The sequence below is a fragment of the Pseudomonas deceptionensis genome, from assembly GCF_900106095.1.
Lineage (GTDB): Bacteria > Pseudomonadota > Gammaproteobacteria > Pseudomonadales > Pseudomonadaceae > Aquipseudomonas > Aquipseudomonas deceptionensis.
The window spans coordinates 1,448,806-1,471,419 of record NZ_FNUD01000002.1 but is presented as its reverse complement, the minus strand read 5'-3'; the positions used below and the strand labels follow the sequence as shown (position 1 = coordinate 1,471,419).

34 protein-coding genes are annotated in these 22,614 nt (G+C 54.5%); 1 reads left to right on the top strand and 33 read right to left on the bottom strand.

Going from position 1 to position 22,614, the window contains the following annotated elements; all coding sequences use genetic code 11:
- Positions 1-164: 164 nt before the first annotated feature.
- Positions 165-698 carry a single-stranded DNA-binding protein gene (locus BLW11_RS06685; RefSeq protein WP_048359433.1) on the bottom strand — a complete coding sequence of 178 codons (534 nt, stop codon included), beginning with the start codon at positions 696-698 and terminating at the stop codon, positions 165-167.
- A gap of 9 nt (positions 699-707) precedes the next feature.
- Complete coding sequence (locus BLW11_RS06680; protein WP_048359434.1) at positions 708-2,099, bottom strand: MFS transporter; 1,392 nt, start codon at positions 2,097-2,099, stop codon at positions 708-710.
- Between the two features lie 198 nt (positions 2,100-2,297).
- Between BLW11_RS06680 and uvrA the strand changes: the two genes are divergently transcribed.
- Positions 2,298-5,132: an excinuclease ABC subunit UvrA gene (uvrA, locus tag BLW11_RS06675; RefSeq protein WP_048359435.1), complete on the top strand. Its 2,835-nt coding sequence runs from the start codon at positions 2,298-2,300 to the stop codon at positions 5,130-5,132.
- Between the two features lie 165 nt (positions 5,133-5,297).
- On the opposite strand, the gene bfr is transcribed toward uvrA, so the two are convergent.
- The 31 genes from bfr to tuf form a co-directional block, all read right to left on the bottom strand.
- Positions 5,298-5,762 carry a bacterioferritin gene (gene bfr / locus BLW11_RS06670; protein ID WP_048359436.1) on the bottom strand — a complete coding sequence of 155 codons (465 nt, stop codon included), beginning with the start codon at positions 5,760-5,762 and terminating at the stop codon, positions 5,298-5,300.
- A gap of 155 nt (positions 5,763-5,917) precedes the next feature.
- A complete protein-coding gene (locus BLW11_RS06665) occupies positions 5,918-7,366 on the bottom strand; it encodes a catalase (RefSeq protein ID WP_048359437.1) in 1,449 nt (482 codons plus the stop codon).
- Between the two features lie 173 nt (positions 7,367-7,539).
- Positions 7,540-7,926, bottom strand: coding sequence for a 50S ribosomal protein L17 (gene rplQ, locus BLW11_RS06660; protein WP_003444357.1), 387 nt, complete (start codon positions 7,924-7,926; stop codon positions 7,540-7,542).
- Positions 7,927-7,968: 42 nt separating this feature from the next.
- Positions 7,969-8,970 (bottom strand): DNA-directed RNA polymerase subunit alpha, encoded by a 1,002-nt coding sequence (locus BLW11_RS06655; RefSeq protein WP_003176403.1) that lies wholly within the window; start codon positions 8,968-8,970, stop codon positions 7,969-7,971.
- 22 nt (positions 8,971-8,992) lie between these two features.
- Complete coding sequence (gene rpsD / locus BLW11_RS06650) at positions 8,993-9,613, bottom strand: 30S ribosomal protein S4 (protein ID WP_003444359.1); 621 nt, start codon at positions 9,611-9,613, stop codon at positions 8,993-8,995.
- Positions 9,614-9,631: 18 nt separating this feature from the next.
- Entirely contained in the window at positions 9,632-10,021 is a 390-nt protein-coding gene (gene rpsK / locus BLW11_RS06645; RefSeq protein WP_002555466.1) for a 30S ribosomal protein S11, read from the bottom strand.
- Between the two features lie 30 nt (positions 10,022-10,051).
- Entirely contained in the window at positions 10,052-10,408 is a 357-nt protein-coding gene (rpsM, locus tag BLW11_RS06640; RefSeq protein WP_003444360.1) for a 30S ribosomal protein S13, read from the bottom strand.
- Between the two features lie 129 nt (positions 10,409-10,537).
- Positions 10,538-10,654: a 50S ribosomal protein L36 gene (gene rpmJ, locus BLW11_RS06635; RefSeq protein ID WP_002555468.1), complete on the bottom strand. Its 117-nt coding sequence runs from the start codon at positions 10,652-10,654 to the stop codon at positions 10,538-10,540.
- 32 nt (positions 10,655-10,686) lie between these two features.
- Positions 10,687-12,015: a preprotein translocase subunit SecY gene (gene secY / locus BLW11_RS06630; RefSeq protein ID WP_019409908.1), complete on the bottom strand. Its 1,329-nt coding sequence runs from the start codon at positions 12,013-12,015 to the stop codon at positions 10,687-10,689.
- Positions 12,016-12,453: a 50S ribosomal protein L15 gene (rplO, locus tag BLW11_RS06625; RefSeq protein ID WP_048359438.1), complete on the bottom strand. Its 438-nt coding sequence runs from the start codon at positions 12,451-12,453 to the stop codon at positions 12,016-12,018.
- 3 nt (positions 12,454-12,456) lie between these two features.
- Positions 12,457-12,633, bottom strand: a complete 177-nt coding sequence (gene rpmD / locus BLW11_RS06620) for a 50S ribosomal protein L30 (protein ID WP_003444363.1) — start codon at positions 12,631-12,633, stop codon at positions 12,457-12,459.
- A gap of 2 nt (positions 12,634-12,635) precedes the next feature.
- Positions 12,636-13,136, bottom strand: a complete 501-nt coding sequence (rpsE, locus tag BLW11_RS06615) for a 30S ribosomal protein S5 (RefSeq protein ID WP_003186035.1) — start codon at positions 13,134-13,136, stop codon at positions 12,636-12,638.
- Between the two features lie 3 nt (positions 13,137-13,139).
- The gene (gene rplR, locus BLW11_RS06610; protein WP_003444364.1) at positions 13,140-13,490 is read right to left on the bottom strand and encodes a 50S ribosomal protein L18; all 351 of its coding nucleotides are present in this window, start codon (positions 13,488-13,490) and stop codon (positions 13,140-13,142) included.
- 10 nt (positions 13,491-13,500) lie between these two features.
- Positions 13,501-14,034 carry a 50S ribosomal protein L6 gene (gene rplF / locus BLW11_RS06605; RefSeq protein ID WP_016779180.1) on the bottom strand — a complete coding sequence of 178 codons (534 nt, stop codon included), beginning with the start codon at positions 14,032-14,034 and terminating at the stop codon, positions 13,501-13,503.
- A gap of 12 nt (positions 14,035-14,046) precedes the next feature.
- Complete coding sequence (gene rpsH, locus BLW11_RS06600) at positions 14,047-14,439, bottom strand: 30S ribosomal protein S8 (RefSeq protein ID WP_003444366.1); 393 nt, start codon at positions 14,437-14,439, stop codon at positions 14,047-14,049.
- A gap of 212 nt (positions 14,440-14,651) precedes the next feature.
- Positions 14,652-14,957, bottom strand: coding sequence for a 30S ribosomal protein S14 (rpsN, locus tag BLW11_RS06595; protein WP_003444367.1), 306 nt, complete (start codon positions 14,955-14,957; stop codon positions 14,652-14,654).
- Between the two features lie 13 nt (positions 14,958-14,970).
- Positions 14,971-15,510, bottom strand: coding sequence for a 50S ribosomal protein L5 (gene rplE / locus BLW11_RS06590; protein ID WP_003444368.1), 540 nt, complete (start codon positions 15,508-15,510; stop codon positions 14,971-14,973).
- A gap of 22 nt (positions 15,511-15,532) precedes the next feature.
- A complete protein-coding gene (rplX, locus tag BLW11_RS06585) occupies positions 15,533-15,847 on the bottom strand; it encodes a 50S ribosomal protein L24 (RefSeq protein WP_003444369.1) in 315 nt (104 codons plus the stop codon).
- Positions 15,848-15,858: 11 nt separating this feature from the next.
- Positions 15,859-16,227: a 50S ribosomal protein L14 gene (rplN, locus tag BLW11_RS06580; protein ID WP_002555479.1), complete on the bottom strand. Its 369-nt coding sequence runs from the start codon at positions 16,225-16,227 to the stop codon at positions 15,859-15,861.
- A 23-nt stretch (positions 16,228-16,250) separates the two neighbouring features.
- The gene (gene rpsQ, locus BLW11_RS06575) at positions 16,251-16,517 is read right to left on the bottom strand and encodes a 30S ribosomal protein S17 (protein ID WP_003194644.1); all 267 of its coding nucleotides are present in this window, start codon (positions 16,515-16,517) and stop codon (positions 16,251-16,253) included.
- A gap of 2 nt (positions 16,518-16,519) precedes the next feature.
- Positions 16,520-16,711, bottom strand: coding sequence for a 50S ribosomal protein L29 (gene rpmC, locus BLW11_RS06570; RefSeq protein ID WP_003444371.1), 192 nt, complete (start codon positions 16,709-16,711; stop codon positions 16,520-16,522).
- Positions 16,711-17,124: a 50S ribosomal protein L16 gene (rplP, locus tag BLW11_RS06565; RefSeq protein WP_016779178.1), complete on the bottom strand. Its 414-nt coding sequence runs from the start codon at positions 17,122-17,124 to the stop codon at positions 16,711-16,713. The genes rpmC and rplP overlap by 1 nt, the downstream gene beginning before the upstream one ends.
- 12 nt (positions 17,125-17,136) lie before the next feature.
- Positions 17,137-17,823 (bottom strand): 30S ribosomal protein S3, encoded by a 687-nt coding sequence (gene rpsC / locus BLW11_RS06560; RefSeq protein WP_003176422.1) that lies wholly within the window; start codon positions 17,821-17,823, stop codon positions 17,137-17,139.
- 13 nt (positions 17,824-17,836) lie between these two features.
- On the bottom strand, positions 17,837-18,169 hold the full coding sequence (rplV, locus tag BLW11_RS06555; protein ID WP_003444373.1) for a 50S ribosomal protein L22: 333 nt from the start codon (positions 18,167-18,169) through the stop codon (positions 17,837-17,839).
- Between the two features lie 13 nt (positions 18,170-18,182).
- Positions 18,183-18,458, bottom strand: coding sequence for a 30S ribosomal protein S19 (gene rpsS, locus BLW11_RS06550; RefSeq protein WP_003232420.1), 276 nt, complete (start codon positions 18,456-18,458; stop codon positions 18,183-18,185).
- A 16-nt stretch (positions 18,459-18,474) separates the two neighbouring features.
- Positions 18,475-19,299 (bottom strand): 50S ribosomal protein L2, encoded by an 825-nt coding sequence (gene rplB / locus BLW11_RS06545; RefSeq protein WP_003444374.1) that lies wholly within the window; start codon positions 19,297-19,299, stop codon positions 18,475-18,477.
- A 14-nt stretch (positions 19,300-19,313) separates the two neighbouring features.
- On the bottom strand, positions 19,314-19,613 hold the full coding sequence (gene rplW / locus BLW11_RS06540) for a 50S ribosomal protein L23 (protein ID WP_003444375.1): 300 nt from the start codon (positions 19,611-19,613) through the stop codon (positions 19,314-19,316).
- A complete protein-coding gene (gene rplD / locus BLW11_RS06535) occupies positions 19,610-20,212 on the bottom strand; it encodes a 50S ribosomal protein L4 (protein ID WP_003444376.1) in 603 nt (200 codons plus the stop codon). The genes rplW and rplD overlap by 4 nt, the downstream gene beginning before the upstream one ends.
- A 12-nt stretch (positions 20,213-20,224) precedes the next feature.
- On the bottom strand, positions 20,225-20,860 hold the full coding sequence (gene rplC / locus BLW11_RS06530) for a 50S ribosomal protein L3 (protein ID WP_003444377.1): 636 nt from the start codon (positions 20,858-20,860) through the stop codon (positions 20,225-20,227).
- A gap of 81 nt (positions 20,861-20,941) precedes the next feature.
- Positions 20,942-21,253 carry a 30S ribosomal protein S10 gene (gene rpsJ / locus BLW11_RS06525; protein ID WP_003186070.1) on the bottom strand — a complete coding sequence of 104 codons (312 nt, stop codon included), beginning with the start codon at positions 21,251-21,253 and terminating at the stop codon, positions 20,942-20,944.
- Positions 21,254-21,395: 142 nt separating this feature from the next.
- The gene (gene tuf / locus BLW11_RS06520; RefSeq protein ID WP_003444379.1) at positions 21,396-22,589 is read right to left on the bottom strand and encodes an elongation factor Tu; all 1,194 of its coding nucleotides are present in this window, start codon (positions 22,587-22,589) and stop codon (positions 21,396-21,398) included.
- Between the last annotated feature and the right edge of the window lie 25 nt (positions 22,590-22,614).

The following is a 22,614-nucleotide window of genomic DNA, read 5'->3' as shown; positions in this document are numbered from 1 at the left end:
CATCGAGTCTTTGTGTAGTCAATTTTCAGGACCTTTACGACGGGCAAAAAAAAGCCCTCATAGCTTTACGGCTCAGAGGGCTTTTTTTCCTGAAAAGGTTTTGATTAACAGGGCTTTTAGACAGCCTTGACTCAATTTACCTTTACACTTTGATCTTATGTAGGTTAGAACGGAATATCGTCATCGAAGCTGTCGAAATCCGGAGCAGGTTGTGGTGCCTGCTGCTGCGGCGCTGGACGCGACTGCTGCTGAGGCTGCTGCTGTTGCGGCGCAGGGCGTTGAGCCTGCTGACGCGGAGCGGACTGCTGTTGCTGGTAGTTGTTACCACCACCCTGGTTTTGCTGGTCGCCCTGAGGACGGCCACCCAGCAGCTGCATGGTGCCTTGCATGTCGACCACGATTTCGGTGGTGTAACGCTTGATACCGTCTTTTTCCCACTCACGGGTTTGCAGCTTGCCTTCGATGTACACCTGCGAACCCTTGCGCAGGTATTCGCCAGCGATCTCGGCAACTTTGCCGAACATCGATACGCGGTGCCATTCAGTCTTTTCGACTTTCTGGCCGGTTTGCTTGTCAGTCCACTGTTCGCTGGTTGCCAGACTCAGGTTGGTCACGGCATTACCGTTAGGCAAGTAGCGAACTTCGGGATCCTGGCCGCACGTGCCGACCAATATAACTTTGTTAACCCCACGGGCCATAACGTTCTCCTAGGCTTCGCACGTCGGCGCTGGGTTAACCAACTGCTCGAGTGTCGCGCGATCCAATAGTTCGGTGTCCAATTTGATATAAATCGCAGCTTCTTCAGCCACAATCACTGCATCTGTAACGCCAGCAACTGCCTTCAAACGCTCGGTCAGACCTGCTTCGCGAAGCGCCTCAGGCGATAACGGCAAGCGCAGGCTGGTTACATATGGTGGTTCGCGCATGGTAACAGCAAAGGCCAGCCAGAGTGCAGCCAGACCTGCGCCTCCAAGGAACACAACCGACAAACCGCCATGCTGGAATAACCAGCCACCGAGTATGCCGCCCAGTGCCGAACCCAGGAACTGGCTGGTGGAGTAAACCCCCATTGCCGTGCCCTTGCCACCTGCCGGTGACACTTTGCTGATCAGCGAAGGCAATGACGCCTCCAGCAGGTTGAACGCGGTGAAGAACACCACAGTGCCGATCACCAATGCGCGCAAGCTGTCGCCGAACTGCCAGAAGAATAGCTCAGTGAGCATCAACGTCGCGACGGCACCGAGTAAAACTCGTTTCATTTTGCGTTTCTTTTCGCCATAGATAATGAACGGAATCATGGCGAAGAAAGAAATCAGCAGCGCGGTCAGGTACACCCACCAGTGCTGCTCTTTAGGCAGTCCGGCTTTTTCCACCAGCGCCAGCGGCAAAGCGATGAAGCTCGACATCAACATGGCATGCAACACAAAAATGCCAAGGTCCAGACGCAGCAGGTCGGGATGGCGCAAGGTCGGCAACAGGGCCTGCCTGGCCACGCCAGACTCTCGATGCTGCAAGGTACCGGTCGAGCGCGGCACCATGAACATCACGATGACGATCCCCACCAGTGCCATTGCACCCGTCGCCAGGAACAGCCCCGACAACCCGAAGGCACGGGTCAGCAACGGCCCCACAACCATCGCTACCGCAAACGACAAGCCAATGGTCATGCCGATCATTGCCATGGCTTTGGTACGATGCTGTTCGCGGGTGAGGTCTGAAAGCAGTGCCATGACAGCAGCAGAAATCGCACCAGCACCTTGCAGGATACGTCCGGCAATAACGCCCCAAATCGAATCGGAGTTCGCCGCCAGAACACTGCCCAAGGCGAAGACAATCAACCCGAGGTAGATTACGGGACGCCGACCGATGCGATCAGAAATCATACCGAACGGAATCTGGAAAATCGCCTGGGTCAGGCCATAAGCGCCAATTGCCAGACCAATCAGGGCCGGGGTCGCACCGGCGAGGTCCATCCCATAGGTTGCCAGCACTGGCAACACCATAAACATGCCTAGCATACGGAAGGCGAACACCAGGGCCAGACCGCTTGCTGCTCGGGTCTCGCTGCCACTCATGCGTTCGCTGTGGGGATCGTGCATGGAAAAACCTCATGTGAACCGGCGGCGATTCTACCAGTCCCATCGAGTAACAGCACACACACGAGAGAAGCGCGACGCTTTGTCACGCAAAAGTTATAAAGGCTGCTTGAATGACATCGTGCCATCAAGGGCCTGCACAGCTTTCGCACAGATCCGTATACTCATTCGTTTATGTTATGCCCGCCAAGCGAGGCCGCAGTGGACAAGATCCTGATACGTGGGGCACGAACCCACAACTTGAAGAACATCGACCTGACCCTGCCAAGGGACAAACTGATCGTCATCACCGGACTGTCTGGCTCCGGCAAATCATCCCTGGCGTTTGACACGTTGTATGCCGAAGGTCAGCGGCGTTATGTCGAGTCGCTGTCAGCCTATGCCCGGCAGTTCCTGTCGATGATGGAAAAGCCTGACGTCGATACCATCGAAGGCCTGTCGCCCGCGATTTCCATCGAGCAGAAATCGACCTCGCATAACCCGCGTTCCACGGTCGGCACCATCACCGAAATTTACGATTACCTGCGCCTGCTGTATGCCCGCGTAGGTATCCCGCGCTGCCCGGATCACGATATCCCTCTGGAAGCCCAGACCGTCAGCCAAATGGTCGACCTGGTGCTGGCGCAGCCTGAAGGCAGCAAGCTTATGCTGCTGGCGCCAGTGATTCGCGAGCGCAAGGGTGAGCACCTTTCTGTGTTTGAAGAGCTGCGTGCTCAGGGCTTCGTGCGGGCCCGCGTCAACGGCAGGCTCTGCGAGCTGGACGAACTGCCTAAACTCGACAAGCAGAAGAAGCACACCATTGATGTGGTGGTCGACCGCTTTAAAGTGCGTGCAGACCTGCAACAACGCCTGGCCGAGTCGTTCGAGACCGCGCTGAAACTGGCCGACGGCATTGCCCTGGTCGCACCGATGGACGACGAACCGGGCGAAGAGATGATTTTCTCCGCGCGCTTCGCCTGCCCGATCTGTGGCCACGCAATCAGCGAGCTGGAACCCAAGCTGTTTTCCTTCAACAACCCGGCGGGTGCCTGTCCGACCTGTGACGGGTTGGGGGTTAAGCAGTTTTTTGACATCAAGCGTCTGGTCAATGGTGAGTTGACGCTGGCCGAAGGCGCGATACGCGGCTGGGACCGGCGCAACGTTTATTACTTCCAGATGCTCGGGGCGCTGGCCAAGCATTACGATTTCAGCCTTGAAGTGCCGTTCAGCGAGCTTCCGGCCGACAAGCAAAAGGTCATCCTGTACGGCAGCGGCACGCAAAATGTTGATTTCCGCTATCTGAATGATCGCGGTGACATCGTGAAACGTGCGCATCCATTTGAAGGCATCGTGCCCAACCTTGAGCGCCGTTATCGCGAAACCGAGTCGGCCACGGTACGCGAGGAACTGGCCAAGTTCCTGAGCACCCAGGCCTGCCCGGATTGCCGCGGTACCCGCTTGCGGCGTGAAGCCCGCCATGTGTGGGTCGGTGAAAAAACCCTGCCGGCCGTGACCAATATGCCTATTGGTGATGCCACTGAGTACTTCAGCACCCTGAGCCTGACGGGGCGTCGGGGCGAAATTGCGGACAAGATCCTCAAGGAAATTCGCGAGCGCCTGCAGTTCCTGGTGAATGTGGGCCTGGACTATCTGTCACTGGATCGCAGCGCCGACACCCTGTCTGGCGGTGAAGCCCAGCGTATTCGTCTGGCCAGCCAGATTGGCGCGGGCCTGGTGGGGGTGCTGTACATCCTCGACGAGCCCTCCATTGGCCTGCACCAGCGTGATAACGATCGCTTGCTGGGCACCCTCAAGCATCTGCGCGACATCGGCAACACGGTGATCGTGGTGGAGCATGACGAGGATGCCATTCGCCTGGCCGACTACGTGGTTGATATCGGCCCCGGCGCAGGTGTGCATGGCGGCCATATCGTCGCCCAAGGCACGCCGGCCGAGGTGATGGCGCACCCTGACTCACTGACCGGCAAGTATTTGTCGGGCCGGGTGAAAATTCCTGTGCCGGCCAAACGCACGCCACGCAACAAGAAACTGACGCTGTCGCTCAAAGGCGCACGCGGCAATAACTTGCGCAATGTGGATCTGGAAATCCCCCTGGGGCTGCTGACCTGCGTGACAGGGGTTTCGGGGTCGGGCAAATCGACACTGATCAACAACACGCTCTATCCGCTCAGCGCTACGGCACTGAACGGCGCGACCACCCTTGAAGCCGCGGCCCACGACAGCATCAAAGGGCTTGAGCACCTGGACAAGGTCGTGGACATTGACCAGAGCCCGATTGGCCGCACACCACGCTCCAACCCTGCGACTTACACCGGGCTGTTTACACCGATACGCGAGTTGTTTTCGGGCGTGCCCGAATCCCGCTCCCGGGGCTATGGCCCGGGGCGTTTCTCCTTCAACGTGAAGGGCGGACGTTGCGAAGCCTGTCAGGGCGATGGCTTGATCAAGGTAGAAATGCACTTTCTGCCGGACATCTACGTGCCTTGCGATGTGTGCAAGAGCAAGCGCTATAACCGTGAAACCCTTGAGATCAAGTACAAGGGCAAGAACATCCATGAAGTGCTGGAGATGACCATCGAAGAAGCACGTGTGTTCTTCGATGCCGTGCCTGCATTGGCGCGCAAGCTGCAAACGCTGATGGATGTAGGTCTGTCGTACATCAAGCTGGGGCAGTCCGCCACAACGCTGTCAGGCGGTGAGGCACAACGGGTGAAGTTGTCCCGCGAACTGTCCAAGCGTGATACCGGCAAGACACTGTATATCCTCGATGAGCCTACAACCGGTTTGCACTTTGCTGATATCCAGCAATTGCTGGATGTGCTGCATCGACTGCGCGATCACGGCAATACAGTCGTGGTGATCGAGCACAACCTGGACGTGATCAAGACCGCCGACTGGTTGGTGGATCTTGGACCTGAAGGCGGCTCCAAAGGTGGGCAGATCATTGCAACAGGCACACCGGAAGAAGTGGCCGAGATGAGCCAATCCCATACCGGCTTCTATCTGAAGCCACTGCTGATACGCGACAGGGATTAAATCGCGGTACGAAAAAGCCCCTGTCATCGAGAGATGGCAGGGGCTTTTTTATGAGCGCTAACTTCGGCCTTGTCCGTAGTCGCTTGTCGAAGTACAAGCCTGCGAGGCAGGCAGGCTGATTAAAAGGCCCAGCCTTCGGCAGCAACTACAGGTTTTGAATCTAAATCAGAACTGCGATTGCAGGTAGTTCTGCAGGCCGATGGTTTTAATCAGACCCAACTGCTTCTCAAGCCAGTAAGTGTGATCTTCTTCGGTGTCTGCCAGCTGAATACGCAGCATATCGCGGCTCACGTAGTCTTTGTGCAGCTCGCACAGCGCGATGCCTTTGCACAGCGCCGCACGTACCTTGTACTCGAGGCGCAGGTCGGCAGCGAACATCTCAGGCACCGTGGCACCTACATCAAGGTCATCCGGGCGCATGCGCGGAGTGCCTTCAAGCATCAGAATCCGGCGCATCAACGCATCAGCGTGTTGTGCCTCTTCTTCCATTTCGTGGTTGATGCGTTCGTACAGCTTGGTAAAGCCCCAATCCTCGTACATGCGGGAGTGGACAAAATATTGGTCACGTGCAGCCAGCTCGCCGGTGAGCAACGTGTTGAGGTAATCGATTACGTCCGGGTGCCCTTGCATCGCCGCACATCTCCCTGCTTGAAAGCCTGTAGTTTGAACCAAGCTGACCGAGAGGTCACGACTCAATCGCTATAAAATCCTGCATTTGTAGAGAAAACAGACCTAAATAACGCAAAAACCGCCCTATTGAGGGCGGTTCTGCTTCTCACTTAGACTTACTTAGCCATTACACCCAGCGCTTTGGCAACACCGTCACCGTAAGCCTGATCGGCATTGTAGAAGTGTTGCAACTGACGCTCCACGACGTCGGCCGAAACCCCGTCCATTGCGCCTGCGATGTTATTGATGAGCAGGGCTTTCTGCTCGTCATTCATCAGACGGAACAATGCACCCGCGTGACTGTAGTAATCGCTGTCAACGCGATGATCGTAACGATCCGCCGCGCCACTCAGGGCCAAAGGCGGCTCAGCGTACTGCGGCGCTTGCTTTGGCGCATCAGCGAAGCTATTGGGCTCGTAGTTCGGCGCAGCACCACCATTGTTGCCAAAAGCCATCGCGCCATCACGCTGATAGGTATGCACAGGCACCCGCGGTGCGTTGATAGGCAGGTGCTGGTGGTTAGTGCCTACACGGTAGCGATGGGCATCCGCGTATGCGAACACGCGGCCTTGAAGCATGCGGTCAGGAGACAGACCGACACCTGGGACCATGTTGCTGGGACCAAACGCAGCTTGCTCGACTTCGGCGAAGTAATTAAGCGGATTGCGGTTCAACTCCAGCTCACCGATTTCAATCAACGGGAACTCTTTCTGCGACCAGGTTTTAGTCACGTCAAACGGGTTTTCGTAATGAGCCGCCGCTTGCGCTTCAGTCATGATCTGCATGCAGACACGCCATTTCGGGAAGTCACCACGCTCAATGGCACCAAACAGATCGCGTTGCGCATAGTCCGGATCCGTACCGGCAAGACGTGCCGCTTCAGCCGGTGGCAGATTCTTGATGCCTTGCTTGGTTTTGTAGTGCCACTTGACCCAGTGACGCTCACCCGCAGCATTGATAAGGCTATAGGTGTGGCTGCCAAAACCGTGCATATGGCGGTAGCCATCAGGAATGCCGCGATCAGAAAACAGGATCGTGACCTGGTGCAGGGACTCAGGCGAGTGCGACCAGAAATCCCACATCATCTGCGCACTTTTCAGGTTGCTTTGCGGCAGACGTTTTTGGGTGTGGATAAAATCCGGGAATTTCAGCGGGTCACGAATAAAGAAGACGGGCGTGTTATTGCCCACGATGTCCCAGTTGCCTTCTTCGGTATAAAACTTGAGTGCAAAACCACGAGGATCGCGCTCGGTGTCTGCCGAACCACGCTCACCACCTACTGTTGAGAAGCGCAGAAAGGTCGGAGTTTGCTTGCCGATGGTGTCGAACAGCTTGGCACTGCTGTATTGAGCCATGTCACGGGTCAACGTAAAGGTGCCGTGGGCGCCTGAGCCTTTGGCATGCACACGACGCTCTGGAATATTTTCGCGGTTAAAGTGCGCGAGCTTTTCAATCAGGTGAAAATCTTCAAGCAACAAGGGGCCACGAGGCCCAGCCGATCGGGAGTTCTGGTTATCAGCAACAGGTGCGCCGCTGGCGGTCGTAAGCGTTTTGGTCTGGCTCATGCTATTCCTTCCTCAGTCAGTCTTGATGCTGCCGGCTAATCGGCTGAGGAGGAGTATTGACCATGAAGCTTATATGGGCAAATTCATTAATTGATCATCACCAATAGATATTACTAATAATCCAGACACAAAAAACCGGGCACTAGGCCCGGTTCTTTGTAGAGACTGACGTCTTACTCAGCGGATACAGCTTCACCGCCAACTGGACGATCAACCAACTCGACGTACGCCATAGGCGCGTTGTCGCCAGCACGGAAACCGCACTTGAGGATGCGCAGGTAGCCACCCTCACGAGTTGCATAACGCTTGCCCAGATCGTTGAACAGCTTACCAACGATGGCTTTCGAACGCGTACGGTCGAAGGCCAGACGGCGGTTAGCCAGACAATCATTCTTGGCCAGAGTAATCAGCGGCTCAGCAACGCGACGCAATTCTTTGGCTTTCGGCAGAGTCGTTTTGATCAGCTCGTGCTCAAACAACGACACTGCCATGTTTTGAAACATAGCCTTGCGGTGGGAGCTAGTGCGGCTCAGGTGACGACCACTTTTACGATGACGCATGGTTCATTCCTTACCAAACACAACGTTCGGTGATTACGACGATCAGGCAGTCGCCTTGTCGTCCTTCTTAAGACTTGCAGGCGGCCAGTTGTCGAGGCGCATGCCGAGGGACAGACCACGGGAGGCCAGAACGTCCTTGATTTCAGTCAAGGATTTCTTGCCCAGGTTCGGAGTCTTCAACAGTTCTACTTCGGTACGCTGAATCAGATCACCGATGTAGTAAATGTTCTCCGCCTTAAGGCAGTTGGCCGAACGCACGGTCAGTTCCAGATCGTCAACCGGACGAAGCAGGATCGGATCGATCTCGTCTTCCTGTTCGATTACCACTGGCTCGCTGTCACCTTTGAGGTCGACGAATGCAGCCAACTGCTGTTGCAGAATGGTTGCAGCACGACGAATGGCCTCTTCAGGATCCAGTGTACCGTTGGTTTCCAGATCAATAACCAGCTTGTCCAGGTTAGTACGCTGCTCGACACGGGCGTTTTCCACCACGTATGCGATACGGCGAACCGGGCTGAACGAAGAGTCAAGCTGCAAGCGACCGATGCTGCGGCTTTCGTCTTCATCGCTCTGACGCGAGTCTGCTGGTTCATAACCACGACCACGAGCTACAGTGAGCTTCATGTTCAAGGCGCCGTTAGACGCCAGGTTGGCGATTACGTGATCGGGATTAACGATCTCGACATCATGATCCAGCTGAATATCGGCAGCGGTAACCACCCCCGAACCCTTCTTCGACAAGGTCAGCGTAACTTCGTCACGGCCGTGCAGCTTGATAGCCAGACCTTTAAGGTTCAACAGGATTTCAATTACGTCTTCCTGTACACCTTCGATGGCGCTGTACTCGTGGAGCACACCGTCAATCTCGGCCTCGACTACTGCACAGCCTGGCATTGAGGACAACAGGATGCGGCGCAGCGCGTTGCCCAGGGTGTGGCCAAAACCACGCTCGAGAGGCTCGAGTGTGATTTTAGCGCGGGTTGGACTGACAACTTGCACATCAATATGGCGAGGTGTCAGGAACTCATTTACCGAAATCTGCATGGATGCACCTATTTTCTAGCCCTTACTTGGAGTAGAGCTCGACAATCAGGCTTTCGTTGATGTCGGCGGACAGATCACTGCGAGCAGGAACGTTCTTGAAAACGCCCGACTTCTTCTCAGTGTCTACTTCTACCCATTCTACGCGGCCACGTTGGGCACACAGATCGAGAGCTTGGACAATGCGAAGCTGGTTCTTTGCTTTCTCGCGAATAGCGACCACGTCACCAGCACGAACCTGGTACGACGGAACGTTTACGGTTTGACCGTTAACGCTGATCGACTTGTGCGATACCAACTGACGAGATTCGGCACGAGTAGAACCGAAACCCATACGGTATACGACGTTATCCAGGCGGCATTCGAGCAGTTGCAACAGGTTTTCGCCAGTTGCACCTTTCTTGCCAGCAGCTTGTTTGTAGTAGCCGCTGAACTGACGCTCGAGAACGCCGTAGATACGACGGACCTTCTGCTTTTCACGCAGTTGGGTGCCGTAGTCGGATTGGCGACCGCGGCGTTGGCCGTGGATGCCTGGAGCAGCTTCAATATTGCACTTCGATTCGATAGCGCGCACACCACTCTTCAGGAAGAGATCGGTGCCTTCACGACGTGCCAGTTTGCATTTTGGACCAATGTAACGAGCCATTCTTTACAGTCTCCTGGATTACACGCGGCGCTTCTTCGGCGGACGGCACCCGTTGTGCGGGATTGGCGTCACGTCGGTGATGCTGGCGATCTTATAGCCACAGCCGTTCAAAGCACGGACAGCGGACTCACGACCTGGACCTGGACCTTTAACGTTAACGTCAAGGTTTTTCAGGCCATATTCCAGCGCAGCTTGACCAGCACGTTCAGCAGCTACTTGAGCAGCGAACGGGGTGGACTTGCGAGAACCGCGGAAACCCGAACCACCGGAGGTAGCCCAAGAAAGCGCGTTACCCTGACGGTCGGTGATGGTCACGATTGTGTTGTTGAAAGACGCGTGGATGTGGGCGATGCCATCAACCACTGTCTTTTTGACTTTTTTACGAGGACGAGCAGCAGGTTTTGCCATGACTAAATTCCTGTCGATTCGCTGGTGCGATTACTTGCGGATCGGCTTACGCGGACCTTTGCGAGTACGCGCGTTGGTCTTGGTACGCTGACCGCGTACTGGAAGACCACGACGATGGCGCAGACCGCGGTAGCAGCCCAAGTCCATCAAGCGTTTGATTTTCATGTTGACTTCACGACGCAGGTCACCTTCAGTGGTGAACTTTGCCACTTCGCCACGCAGCAACTCAATCTGCTCGTCGCTCAGATCTTTGATCTTAGCGGCTGGGTTTACCCCAGTCTCTGCGCAAATTTTCTGCGCAGTAGTGCGACCAACACCAAAGATGTAGGTCAGCGAGATAACAGTGTGCTTGTTATCTGGAATGTTAACGCCTGCAATACGGGCCATTCAGTGGGACTCCAATTGACAGCTACCTACGCCCCGGAAGCCAAGAAATAGGGCGCGAGATAATATCGCTGTAATAACAAATAATCAACCCAGCAGCGCACTAGCTGCTGGGCTTCAAACAGATCACACTCAGCCTTGGCGCTGTTTGTGACGTGGTTCCGCGCTGCAAATTACCCGAACAACACCTTCGCGGCGAATAATCTTGCAGTTACGGCACAGCTTTTTCACCGATGCACGAACTTTCATCACCAACTCCTCTCACCTTACGGGGTAGTACTTCAGCGAAGCATGCCGCTGCCGTAGCCCTTCAGGTTGGCTTTCTTCATCAGGGATTCGTACTGGTGCGAAACGAGGTGCGATTGTACTTGGGACATGAAGTCCATAACAACCACGACCACGATCAGCAACGAGGTCCCGCCAAGGTAGAACGGAACGTTTGCCGCAACCACCAGGAACTGGGGCAACAGGCACACGGCCGTCATATAAAGAGCACCGAACAGAGTCAAGCGAGTCAAAACGCCATCAATATAGCGTGCCGACTGCTCGCCTGGACGGATACCCGGAATAAAGGCACCGGACTTCTTCAGGTTTTCCGCTACGTCTTTCGGATTGAACATCAACGCCGTATAGAAGAAGCAGAAGAAAATAATCCCTGCACTAAACAGCAGAATATTCAACGGCTGACCAGGAGCGATCGACTGCGAGATGTCCTGCAACCAGCCCATACCTTCAGACTGACCAAACCAGGCACCCAGCGAAGCCGGGAACAGCAAAATGCTGCTCGCAAAAATAGCCGGGATAACACCGGCCATATTCACTTTCAGCGGCAAGTGGCTAGTCTGCGCAGCAAAAACCTTGCGGCCCTGCTGACGCTTGGCGTAGTGAACAGCAATACGACGCTGACCACGCTCAATGAACACCACAAAACCGATAATCGCTACTGCCAGCAAACCGATAGCAACCAAAGCGAAGATATTGATATCACCCTGACGTGCAGACTCGAAAGACTGCCCTATTGCTCTCGGAAGACCGGCGACGATACCCGAAAAAATCAACATCGAGATACCGTTGCCAACACCACGCTCAGTAATCTGCTCACCCAGCCACATCATAAACATTGCACCCGCCACAAAAGTGGTTATTGCAACGAAATGGAAGCCTAGGTCACCAGTGAACGCTACGCCTTGCCCCGCCAGACCAATGGACATGCCAATAGCCTGAACGAGAGCAAGAACGACAGTGAGGTAGCGGGTGTACTGGCTTATCTTGCGACGACCAGCTTCACCTTCCTTCTTCAACTGCTCCAGCTGCGGGCTGACAGCGGACATAAGCTGCATGATGATCGATGCCGAAATGTACGGCATGATCCCCAGCGCAAAAATACTCATCCGCTCCAGCGCGCCGCCGGAAAACATGTTGAACAAGCTAAGAATGGTCCCCTCATTCTGTCGAAACAGGTCCGCCAGCCGGTCCGGGTTGATACCAGGAACTGGGATGTGTGCGCCTATTCGGTAGACGATAATCGCCAGGAATAGAAAACGCAGTCGAGCCCAGAGCTCGGATAACCCGCCTTTGCTGAGCGCTGAGAGAGCACCTTGCTTAGCCATTTATTCCTCGAACTTGCCGCCAGCTGCTTCGATAGCCGAACGCGCACCTTTGGTGGCGCCGATTCCCTTGCCGATTGTGACAGCGCGAGTAACCTCACCGGACAGCATGATTTTCACACGCAGTACGTTGACGTTGATCACGTTGGCATCTTTCAGGGTCTGCACAGTTACGATGTCGCCTGCCACTTTAGCCAGCTCGGACAAACGCACTTCTGCGCGATCCATGGCTTTCAGGGAAACGAAACCGAACTTAGGCAGACGGCGATGCAGCGGCTGTTGGCCGCCTTCAAAGCCTGGAGCAATAGTGCCACCGGAACGGGAGGACTGACCTTTGTGACCACGGCCACCAGTCTTGCCCAAACCGCTACCGATACCACGGCCCGGACGATGCTTTTCGCGACGGGAACCCGGCGCTGGACTCAGATCATTGAGTTTCATCGATTAACCCTCTACACGCAGCATGTAGTAAGCCTTGTTGATCATCCCGCGATTCTCGGGAGTATCAAGTACTTCTACAGTGTGACCGATGCGACGCAGACCCAGACCCTTAATGCACAGTTTGTGATTAGGGATACGGCCGGTCATGCTTTTGATCAGCGTTACTTTAACGGTAGCCATGATCAGAAGATCTCCTTGACGCTTTTGCCACGCTTAGCAGCAATAGATTCAGGAGATTGCATAGCTTTCAAACCTTTGAAAGTGGCGTGAACCACGTTTACCGGGTTAGTCGAGCCGTAGCACTTGGCCAGTACGTTCTGAACGCCAGCAACTTCGAGGACAGCACGCATAGCGCCGCCAGCGATGATACCGGTACCTTCAGAAGCAGGCTGCATGTAAACCTTGGAAGCGCCGTGGGCGGATTTCATGGCGTACTGCAGAGTGGTGCCGTTAAGGTCCACTTGAATCATGTTGCGGCGAGCAGCTTCCATTGCCTTCTGGATCGCAGCAGGCACTTCACGTGACTTGCCACGGCCGAAGCCAACGCGCCCTTTACCATCACCAACCACGGTCAACGCGGTGAAAGTGAAGATACGGCCGCCTTTAACGGTTTTGGCTACGCGGTTAACTTGAACCAGCTTCTCAATGTAGCCTTCGTCGCGCTTTTGGTCGTTATTTGACATAACTTAGAACTCCAGCCCAGCTTCACGAGCAGCCTCAGCCAGCGCTTTCACGCGGCCGTGGTACTTGAAGCCAGAGCGGTCGAAAGCCACCTGCGAGACGCCAGCGGCTTTTGCACGCGTAGCGACCAGCTGGCCAACCTTTGTGGCCGCGTCGATGTTGCCAGTGGCAGCATCACGCAGTTCTTTGTCCAAAGTCGAGGCGCTTGCCAGGACTTTGCTGCCGTCGGCCGAGATGACCTGGGCGTATATATGCTGAGACGAGCGGAACACGCAGAGACGCACGACTTCTAGTTCGTGCATTTTCAGACGTGCTTTGCGAGCGCGACGCAGTCGAGTAACTTTTTTGTCGGTCATTTGCTATGCCCTACTTCTTCTTGGCTTCTTTACGACGGACGACTTCGTCCGCGTAACGTACACCCTTACCTTTATAAGGCTCTGGTGGACGGAAACCGCGGATCTCAGCGGCCACCTGACCTACCAGTTGCTTATCGATGCCCTTGATCAGGATATCGGTTTGGCTTGGGGTCTCAGCGGTGATGCCTTCCGGCAATTCGTAATCCACTGGGTGCGAGAAGCCAAGAGCCAGGTTCAGCACTGTGCCTTTTGCTTGCGCTTTGTAACCAACACCGACCAGCTGGAGCTTGCGCTCGAAGCCTTGGCTTACGCCTTGGACCATGTTGTTTACCAACGCACGAGTGGTACCAGCCATTGCGCGAGTTTGTTGATCGCCATTGCGAGCAGCGAAACGCAGCTCACCAGCTTCTTCAACGATCTCAACGGACGAATGGATGTTCAGTTCTAGAGTGCCCTTGGCACCCTTCACCGAAAGCTGTTGGCCGGCGAATTTTACTTCGACACCAGCTGGCAGCTTAACGGGGTTCTTAGCGACGCGTGACATGCTTATCCCCCCTTAGAACACAGTGCAAAGAACTTCGCCGCCGACACCGGCAGCGCGCGCAGCACGATCCGTCATCACACCTTTGCTGGTGGAGACGATAGACACACCTAGACCGCCACGAACTTTCGGCAGATCTTCGGAGGACTTGTACTGACGCAGGCCTGGACGGCTAACGCGCTTAACTTCTTCGATAACCGAACGGCCTTCGAAGTACTTCAGCTCGATAGACAGCAGTGGTTTGATTTCGCTGCTGATCTGATAATCCGCGATGTAACCTTCGTCCTTAAGAACTTTGGCTACAGCTACCTTCAACGTGGAAGATGGCATGCTTACGACGGACTTTTCAGCCATCTGGGCATTACGGATTCGAGTTAGCATGTCCGCTAACGGGTCCTGCATACTCATGGGCTAGACGCTCCTGATACAAAAAGAATTAGCCTTGCGGCTACAACTGTCGCCGAGTGACTCAATGCTTAAAAAGCACGGGCTCAGGCGAGCCGGTCATTCTAGACACACGCCAGAAATGAATCAAGCCCCAATAGGGGCTTGATTCATATTCAAGGTCACCGGCTGTCAGGATCTTGCGACCCTGACAGGGATAACTTTGCCTGTGCGCCTTACCAGCTGGCTTTAACCAGACCTGGTACGTCACCGCGCATTGCTGCTTCACGCAATTTGTTACGGCCAAGGCCGAACTTGCGGTAAACACCATGCGGACGACCAGTCAAGCGGCAGCGGTTACGCATGCGCGCAGCGCTTGCGTCACGTGGCTGCTTCTGCAGAGCAACTTGAGCTTCCCAACGTGCTTCTGGACTTGCGTTCAGATCAACGATGATAGCTTTCAGCGCAGCACGCTTTTTGGCGAACTTGGCAACCGTAAGCTGACGTTTCAGCTCGCGGTTTTTCATGCTCATCTTAGCCATGGTCCTACTCCAATCAGTTGCGGAACGGGAATTTGAATGCACGCAGCAATGCGCGACCTTCATCATCCGTTCGAGCAGTGGTGGTCAGGGTAATGTCCAGACCGCGGAGGGCATCGATTTTGTCGTAGTCGATTTCCGGGAAGATGATCTGCTCTTTAACGCCCATGCTGTAGTTACCACGACCATCGAAGGACTTGGCATTCAGGCCGCGGAAGTCGCGAACCCGAGGCAGGGAGATCGACAGCAGACGATCCAGGAATTCATACATACGCTCACGGCGCAGAGTAACCTTAACGCCGATCGGCCAGCCTTCGCGAACTTTAAAGCCTGCGATGGACTTGCGAGCGTAGGTCACTACACATTTTTGACCCGTGATTTTTTCCAAATCAGCTACAGCGTGCTCGATGATTTTCTTATCACCGATCGCTTCGCCCAAACCCATGTTCAGGGTGATTTTGGTAACGCGCGGAACTTCCATCACGTTCGAAAGCTTAAGTTCTTCCTTAAGTTTCGGAGCGATTTCCTTCCGGTAAATCTCTTTTAGTCGTGCCATGGTCTTATCTACCTAGCAGTGTTCAAGCATCAACCGCTTTTTGGGTCGACTTGAAGACACGAATTTTCTTGCCTTCTTCTACTTTGAAACCAACGCGGTCAGCCTTGTTGGTTTCGCCGTTGAAGATGGCGACGTTAGAAGCGTCCAGTGGAGCTTCTTTTTCGACGATACCGCCTTGTACGCCCGACATCGGGTTAGGCTTGGTATGACGCTTAACCAGGTTCAGACCGCCAATAACCAAACGGTTGTTAGCGAGAACCTTAAGCACCTTACCGCGCTTACCTTTGTCTTTGCCGGCGATCACGATGATCTCGTCGTCACGACGAATCTTTTGCATGTCGGATCTCCTTACAGCACTTCTGGGGCGAGCGAGACGATCTTCATGAACTTCTCAGTACGAAGTTCACGGGTCACTGGCCCAAAGATACGGGTGCCGATCGGCTCTTGCTTGTTGTTCAGAAGAACAGCAGCGTTGCCATCAAAGCGGATAATGGAGCCATCAGCACGACGTACGCCGTGACGAGTGCGGACTACAACAGCAGTCATCACTTGGCCTTTTTTCACTTTACCGCGAGGAATTGCTTCCTTCACGGTAACTTTGATGATGTCACCGATACCAGCGTAACGACGATGGGAGCCACCCAGCACCTTGATGCACATAACGCGGCGTGCGCCGCTGTTATCGGCCACATCGAGCATGGATTGAGTCTGAATCATATAATTTCTCCGACCCCTAGTCCTTAGACTTCCACAGCGCGTTCGAGAACATCAACCAGTGCCCAAGACTTGGTCTTGGCCATCGGACGAGTTTCACGAATAGTGACTTTGTCGCCGATGTGGCACTGATTGGTTTCGTCGTGCGCGTGCAGCTTAGTCGAACGCTTAACGTATTTACCGTAGATCGGGTGCTTAACGCGACGCTCGATCAGTACGGTGATGGTTTTGTCCATCTTGTCGCTGACAACACGGCCAGTCAGCGTACGGACAGTCTTTTCGGCTTCAGCCATGATTACTTACCTGCCTGCTGTTTGAGCACAGTCTTCACGCGAGCGATGTCACGCTTAACTTGCGAGAGCAGATGCGACTGCCCCAACTGGCCAGTTGCTTTCTGCATACGCAGATTGAACTGGTCGCGCAGCAAGCCGAGCAGTTGCTCGTTCAGCTGCTGTGCGGATTTTTCACGAAGTTCATTCGCTTTCATCACATCACCGTCCGTTTAACAAAGGAGGTGGCGAGCGGCAGCTTTGCAGCAGCCAGGGCGAAAGCCTCACGCGCCAGCTCTTCAGTAACACCCTCGATTTCATACAGGACTTTGCCTGGCTGAATCTGGGCAACCCAATATTCCACGTTACCCTTACCTTTACCCATACGAACTTCTAGGGGCTTTTTGGAAATAGGCTTGTCCGGGAATACACGGATCCAGATCTTACCGCCACGCTTAACGTGACGGGTCAGTGCACGACGCGCTGATTCGATCTGACGAGCGGTTAGGCGACCACGAGCAACAGACTTCAGCGCATACTCGCCGAAGCTGACTTTGCTACCGCGCAATGCCAAGCCACGGTTGTGGCCAGTCATTTGCTTGCGGAACTTCGTACGCTTAGGTTGTAACATTTGGCGTACCCCTTACTTAGCAGCTTTTTTACGAGGCGCTGGTGCTTGTGGCTTCAGCTCTTCTTGGCGACCACCAATTACTTCGCCTTTGAAGATCCAAACCTTTACACCGATCACACCGTAAGTGGTGTGAGCTTCGTAGTTGGCATAGTCGATGTCGGCACGCAGGGTGTGCAATGGCACACGACCTTCGCGATACCATTCAGTACGTGCGATTTCAGCACCGCCGAGACGACCGCTCACTTGGATTTTGATGCCCTTGGCACCAATGCGCATAGCGTTCTGTACAGCGCGTTTCATCGCGCGACGGAACATTACACGACGCTCCAGCTGCTGAGCTACGCTCTGCGCAACCAGCATACCGTCGAGCTCCGGCTTGCGGATCTCTTCGATATTGATGTGCACAGGCACACCCATTTGCTTGGTCAGGTCCTGACGCAGTTTCTCAACATCTTCACCTTTCTTCCCGATAACGATACCAGGACGAGCAGTGTGGATGGTGATACGTGCAGTTTGGGCCGGACGATGGATATCGATACGGCTTACGGACGCGCTTTTTAGTTTGTCTTGGAGGTATTCACGCACCTTCAGATCAGCGAACAAGTAGTCCGCATAAGTCCGACCGTCTGCGTACCAGACGGAGGTGTGCTCCTTGACGATTCCCAGGCGAATGCCAATGGGATGTACTTTCTGACCCATCTCTTCGACTCCGTTACTTGTCAGCAACCTTGACAGTGATATGGCAAGACCGCTTGACGATGCGATCAGCGCGGCCTTTGGCACGCGGCATGATGCGCTTCAGCGAACGCCCTTCGTTGACGAAAACGGTAGCGACTTTGAGGTCGTCAACGTCTGCGCCTTCGTTATGCTCGGCGTTGGCTACGGCCGACTCCAGCACTTTCTTGATGATCTCGGCGGCTTTCTTGTTGCTGAAAGCCAACAGGTTGAGCGCTTCGCCCACCTTCTTCCCGCGGATCTGGTCGGCGACCAAGCGGGCTTTCTGGGCGGAGATTCGAGCGCCCGACAACTTAGCGGCTACTTCCATCGTTCCTTACCCCTTAACGCTTGGCTTTCTTGTCTGCCACGTGCCCACGATATGTGCGGGTACCGGCAAACTCGCCTAGTTTATGGCCAACCATGTCTTCGTTCACGAGAACTGGGACATGAAGACGACCGTTATGCACAGCGATGGTCAAACCGACCATTTGTGGCAGGATCATAGAACGGCGCGACCAGGTTTTCACCGGTTTGCGATCGTTCTTTTCCGCCGCCACTTCGATCTTCTTCAGTAGGTGAAGATCAATAAAAGGACCTTTTTTCAGAGAACGTGGCACTGTCGTATCCCTCTATTTACTTGCGACGACGGACGATCATTTTGTCGGTACGCTTATTACCACGAGTCTTCGCGCCCTTAGTCGGGAAGCCCCATGGCGATACCGGATGACGACCACCAGAGGTACGACCTTCACCACCACCATGTGGGTGGTCAACCGGGTTCATGGCAACACCACGAACGGTTGGGCGAACGCCACGCCAGCGTTTGGCACCAGCTTTACCCAGCGAACGCAGGCTGTGCTCGGAGTTCGAGACTTCGCCAAGCGTTGCACGGCATTCAGCCAATACTTTACGCATTTCACCAGAGCGCAGACGCAGGGTCACGTAGACACCATCACGAGCGACCAGCTGAGCCGAAGCACCAGCGGAACGTGCGATTTGCGCGCCTTTACCCGGCTTCAATTCGATGCCGTGTACGGTGCTACCAACTGGAATGTTGCGCAGTTGCAGAGCGTTGCCCGGCTTGATCGGTGCCAAAGCACCTGCGATCAGCTGGTCACCAGCACTCACGCCTTTAGGGGCGATGATGTAACGGCGCTCGCCGTCTGCGTACAACATAAGAGCAATGTGAGCAGTACGGTTTGGATCGTATTCGATACGCTCAACAGTGGCTGGAATGCCATCTTTGTCGTTGCGACGGAAGTCGACCAAACGATAGTGCTGCTTATGACCACCACCGATGTGACGAGTGGTAATACGGCCATTGTTGTTACGACCACCAGTCTTCGATTTCTTCTCGAGCAGCGGTGCGTGAGGAGCGCCTTTATGCAGCTCCTGGTTGACCACCTTGACCACATGACGGCGGCCAGGGGAAGTCGGTTTGCATTTAACGATTGCCATGATGCACCCCTTCCTTACTCAGCACTGCTGCTGAAATCGAGATCTTGGCCTGGCTGAAGGGAGATTACCGCCTTCTTCCAGTCATTACGCTTGCCCACGCCGCGAGCGGTGCGCTTGCTCTTACCCAGAACGTTCAGGGTAGTAACACGCTCAACTTTCACGCTGAACAGGCTTTCGACGGCCTTCTTGATTTCCAGCTTGGTTGCATCAGTAGCAACCTTGAAAACGAACTGGCCTTTCTTGTCTGCCAGAACCGTAGCCTTCTCGGAAACGTGCGGGCCAAGCAGAACTTTAAATACGCGTTCCTGGTTCATCCCAGCAGCTCCTCGAATTTCTTCACGGCCGACACGGTGATCAACACCTTGTCGTATGCGATCAGACTAACTGGGTCGGAACCTTGAACGTCACGTACATCAACGTGTGGCAGGTTACGAGCAGCCAGGTACAGGTTCTGATCAACAACTTCAGACACGATCAGGACGTCTGTCAGACCCATGCCATTCAGTTTGTTCAGCAGATCTTTGGTTTTCGGCGCTTCAACTGCGAAGTCCTGAACCACGATCAGACGATCAGTACGAACCAGTTCAGCAAGGATGGAACGCATTGCTGCGCGATACATCTTCTTGTTGAGCTTCTGAGAGTGATCTTGTGGACGAGCTGCAAAAGTAGTACCACCGCCGCGCCAGATTGGGCTACGGATAGTACCGGCACGAGCACGGCCAGTACCTTTCTGACGCCAAGGGCGCTTACCGCCACCACGAACGTCGGAACGGGTCTTTTGCTGCTTGCTACCTTGACGGCCGCCGGCCATGTAGGCCACGACTGCTTGGTGAACCAGCGTCTCGTTGAACTCGCCGCCGAACGTCAGTTCGGAAACTTCGATCGCTTGAGCATCATTTACATTTAATTGCATGTCAGCTTCCCCTTAACCGCGAGCCTTGGCCGCCGGACGTACAACCAGGTTGCCGCCAGTAGCGCCAGGAACAGCACCCTTGACCAACAACAGATTGCGTTCAGCGTCGACGCGCACTACTTCGAGGGACTGCACGGTCACGCGCTCAGCGCCCATATGACCGGACATTTTTTTGCCCTTGAATACACGACCAGGAGTCTGGCACTGGCCAATAGAGCCCGGGACGCGGTGGGAAACGGAGTTACCGTGAGTGTTATCTTGGCCACGGAAATTCCAACGCTTGATCGTACCCTGGAAGCCTTTACCTTTGGACTGACCGGTCACATCGACCATCTGACCTGCGGTGAAGATTTCAGCGTTGATCAGATCGCCTGCCTGGTACTCGCCTTCTTCAAGACGGAATTCCATTACGGTACGACCGGCTGCAACGTTTGCTTTAGCGAAGTGACCCGCTTGAGCAGCTGTTACACGCGAAGCGCGACGCTCGCCGACAGTGACTTGCACTGCACGATAGCCATCGGTTTCTTCAGTTTTGAACTGGGTGACGCGATTCGGCTCGATCTCAATGACCGTAACCGGAATGGAGACACCTTCTTCGGTGAAAATACGGGTCATACCGCATTTACGACCGACTACACCAATAGTCATGTTGTAAACCTCATGAGTGTACGGGGCTTTCACCCGCTATGGCCGCCCATTTCAGAGCGTTACACGACTAAGACCCAAGTCTTAGCCGAGGCTGATCTGCACTTCCACACCGGCCGCAAGATCAAGCTTCATAAGTGCATCAACGGTTTTATCCGTTGGCTGGACGATGTCCAGAACGCGCTTATGAGTACGGATCTCGTACTGGTCACGCGCGTCTTTGTTGACGTGCGGGGAGACCAGAACGGTGAACCGCTCTTTACGGGTAGGCAGTGGAATTGGACCACGCACTTGAGCACCAGTACGTTTCGCGGTTTCCACGATTTCCTGGGTTGATTGGTCGATCAGGCGATGGTCAAAAGCCTTCAACCTGATACGGATTTGCTGATTTTGCATTGGATTTCAGACTCCGATTGCTATTCCCACCGAGCGCAATACGCCCGTTTAAAGGAGGCGCAATTCTATAGATGGCCCAACTGGGTGTCAACTCAATAAAAAAAGCCCCCGCTGAGCGGAGGCTTTTTCAGGCAATCAAAGCTTAAGCAATGATTTTGGCTACTACGCCAGCGCCGACGGTACGACCGCCTTCACGGATTGCGAAACGCAGACCGTCTTCCATTGCGATGGTTTTGATCAGGGTGACAACCATTTTGATGTTGTCGCCTGGCATTACCATTTCAACGCCTTCCGGCAGTTCGCAGTTACCGGTCACGTCAGTGGTCCGGAAGTAGAACTGTGGACGGTAGCCTTTGAAGAACGGAGTATGACGGCCGCCTTCTTCTTTGCTCAACACGTACACTTCAGCTTCGAAGGTAGTGTGCGGCTTAACCGAACCCGGCTTAACCAGAACCTGGCCACGCTCTACGTCGTCACGCTTGGTGCCGCGCAGCAGCACGCCGCAGTTCTCGCCAGCACGACCTTCGTCAAGCAGCTTACGGAACATTTCAACGCCGGTGCAGGTGGTGACAGTAGTGTCACGCAGACCAACGATTTCCAGCGGATCTTGAACGCGAACGATACCGCGCTCGATACGACCAGTCACAACAGTACCGCGACCGGAGATCGAGAATACGTCTTCGATTGGCATCAGGAACGGCTTGTCGATAACACGAACTGGATCCGGAATGTAAGTATCCAGAGTCTCAACCAGTTTACGAACGGCAGTGGTGCCCATTTCGTTGTCGTCTTTGCCTTCCAGAGCCATACGAGCAGAACCGATGATGATCGGAGTGTCGTCGCCTGGGAAGTCGTAAGTCGACAGCAGGTCACGAACTTCCATCTCAACCAGTTCCAGCAGCTCAGCGTCGTCTACCAGGTCAGCCTTGTTCAGGAAAACCACGATGTACGGAACGCCAACCTGACGGGACAGCAGGATGTGCTCACGGGTTTGTGGCATCGGACCATCAGCGGCCGAACAAACCAGAATAGCGCCGTCCATCTGAGCAGCACCGGTGATCATGTTCTTCACATAGTCAGCGTGACCTGGGCAGTCAACGTGAGCGTAGTGACGGATCAGCGAGTTGTATTCAACGTGCGCAGTGTTGATGGTGATACCACGAGCTTTTTCTTCTGGCGCGCTGTCGATTTTATCGAAGTCAACGATTGCCGAACCGAAAATCTCGGAGCAAACACGAGTCAGAGCTGCAGTCAGCGTGGTTTTACCATGGTCAACGTGACCGATAGTGCCAACGTTGACGTGCGGTAGGGAACGATCAAATTTTTCTTTAGCCACGACAATTAACTCCTTGCCTAAAGGA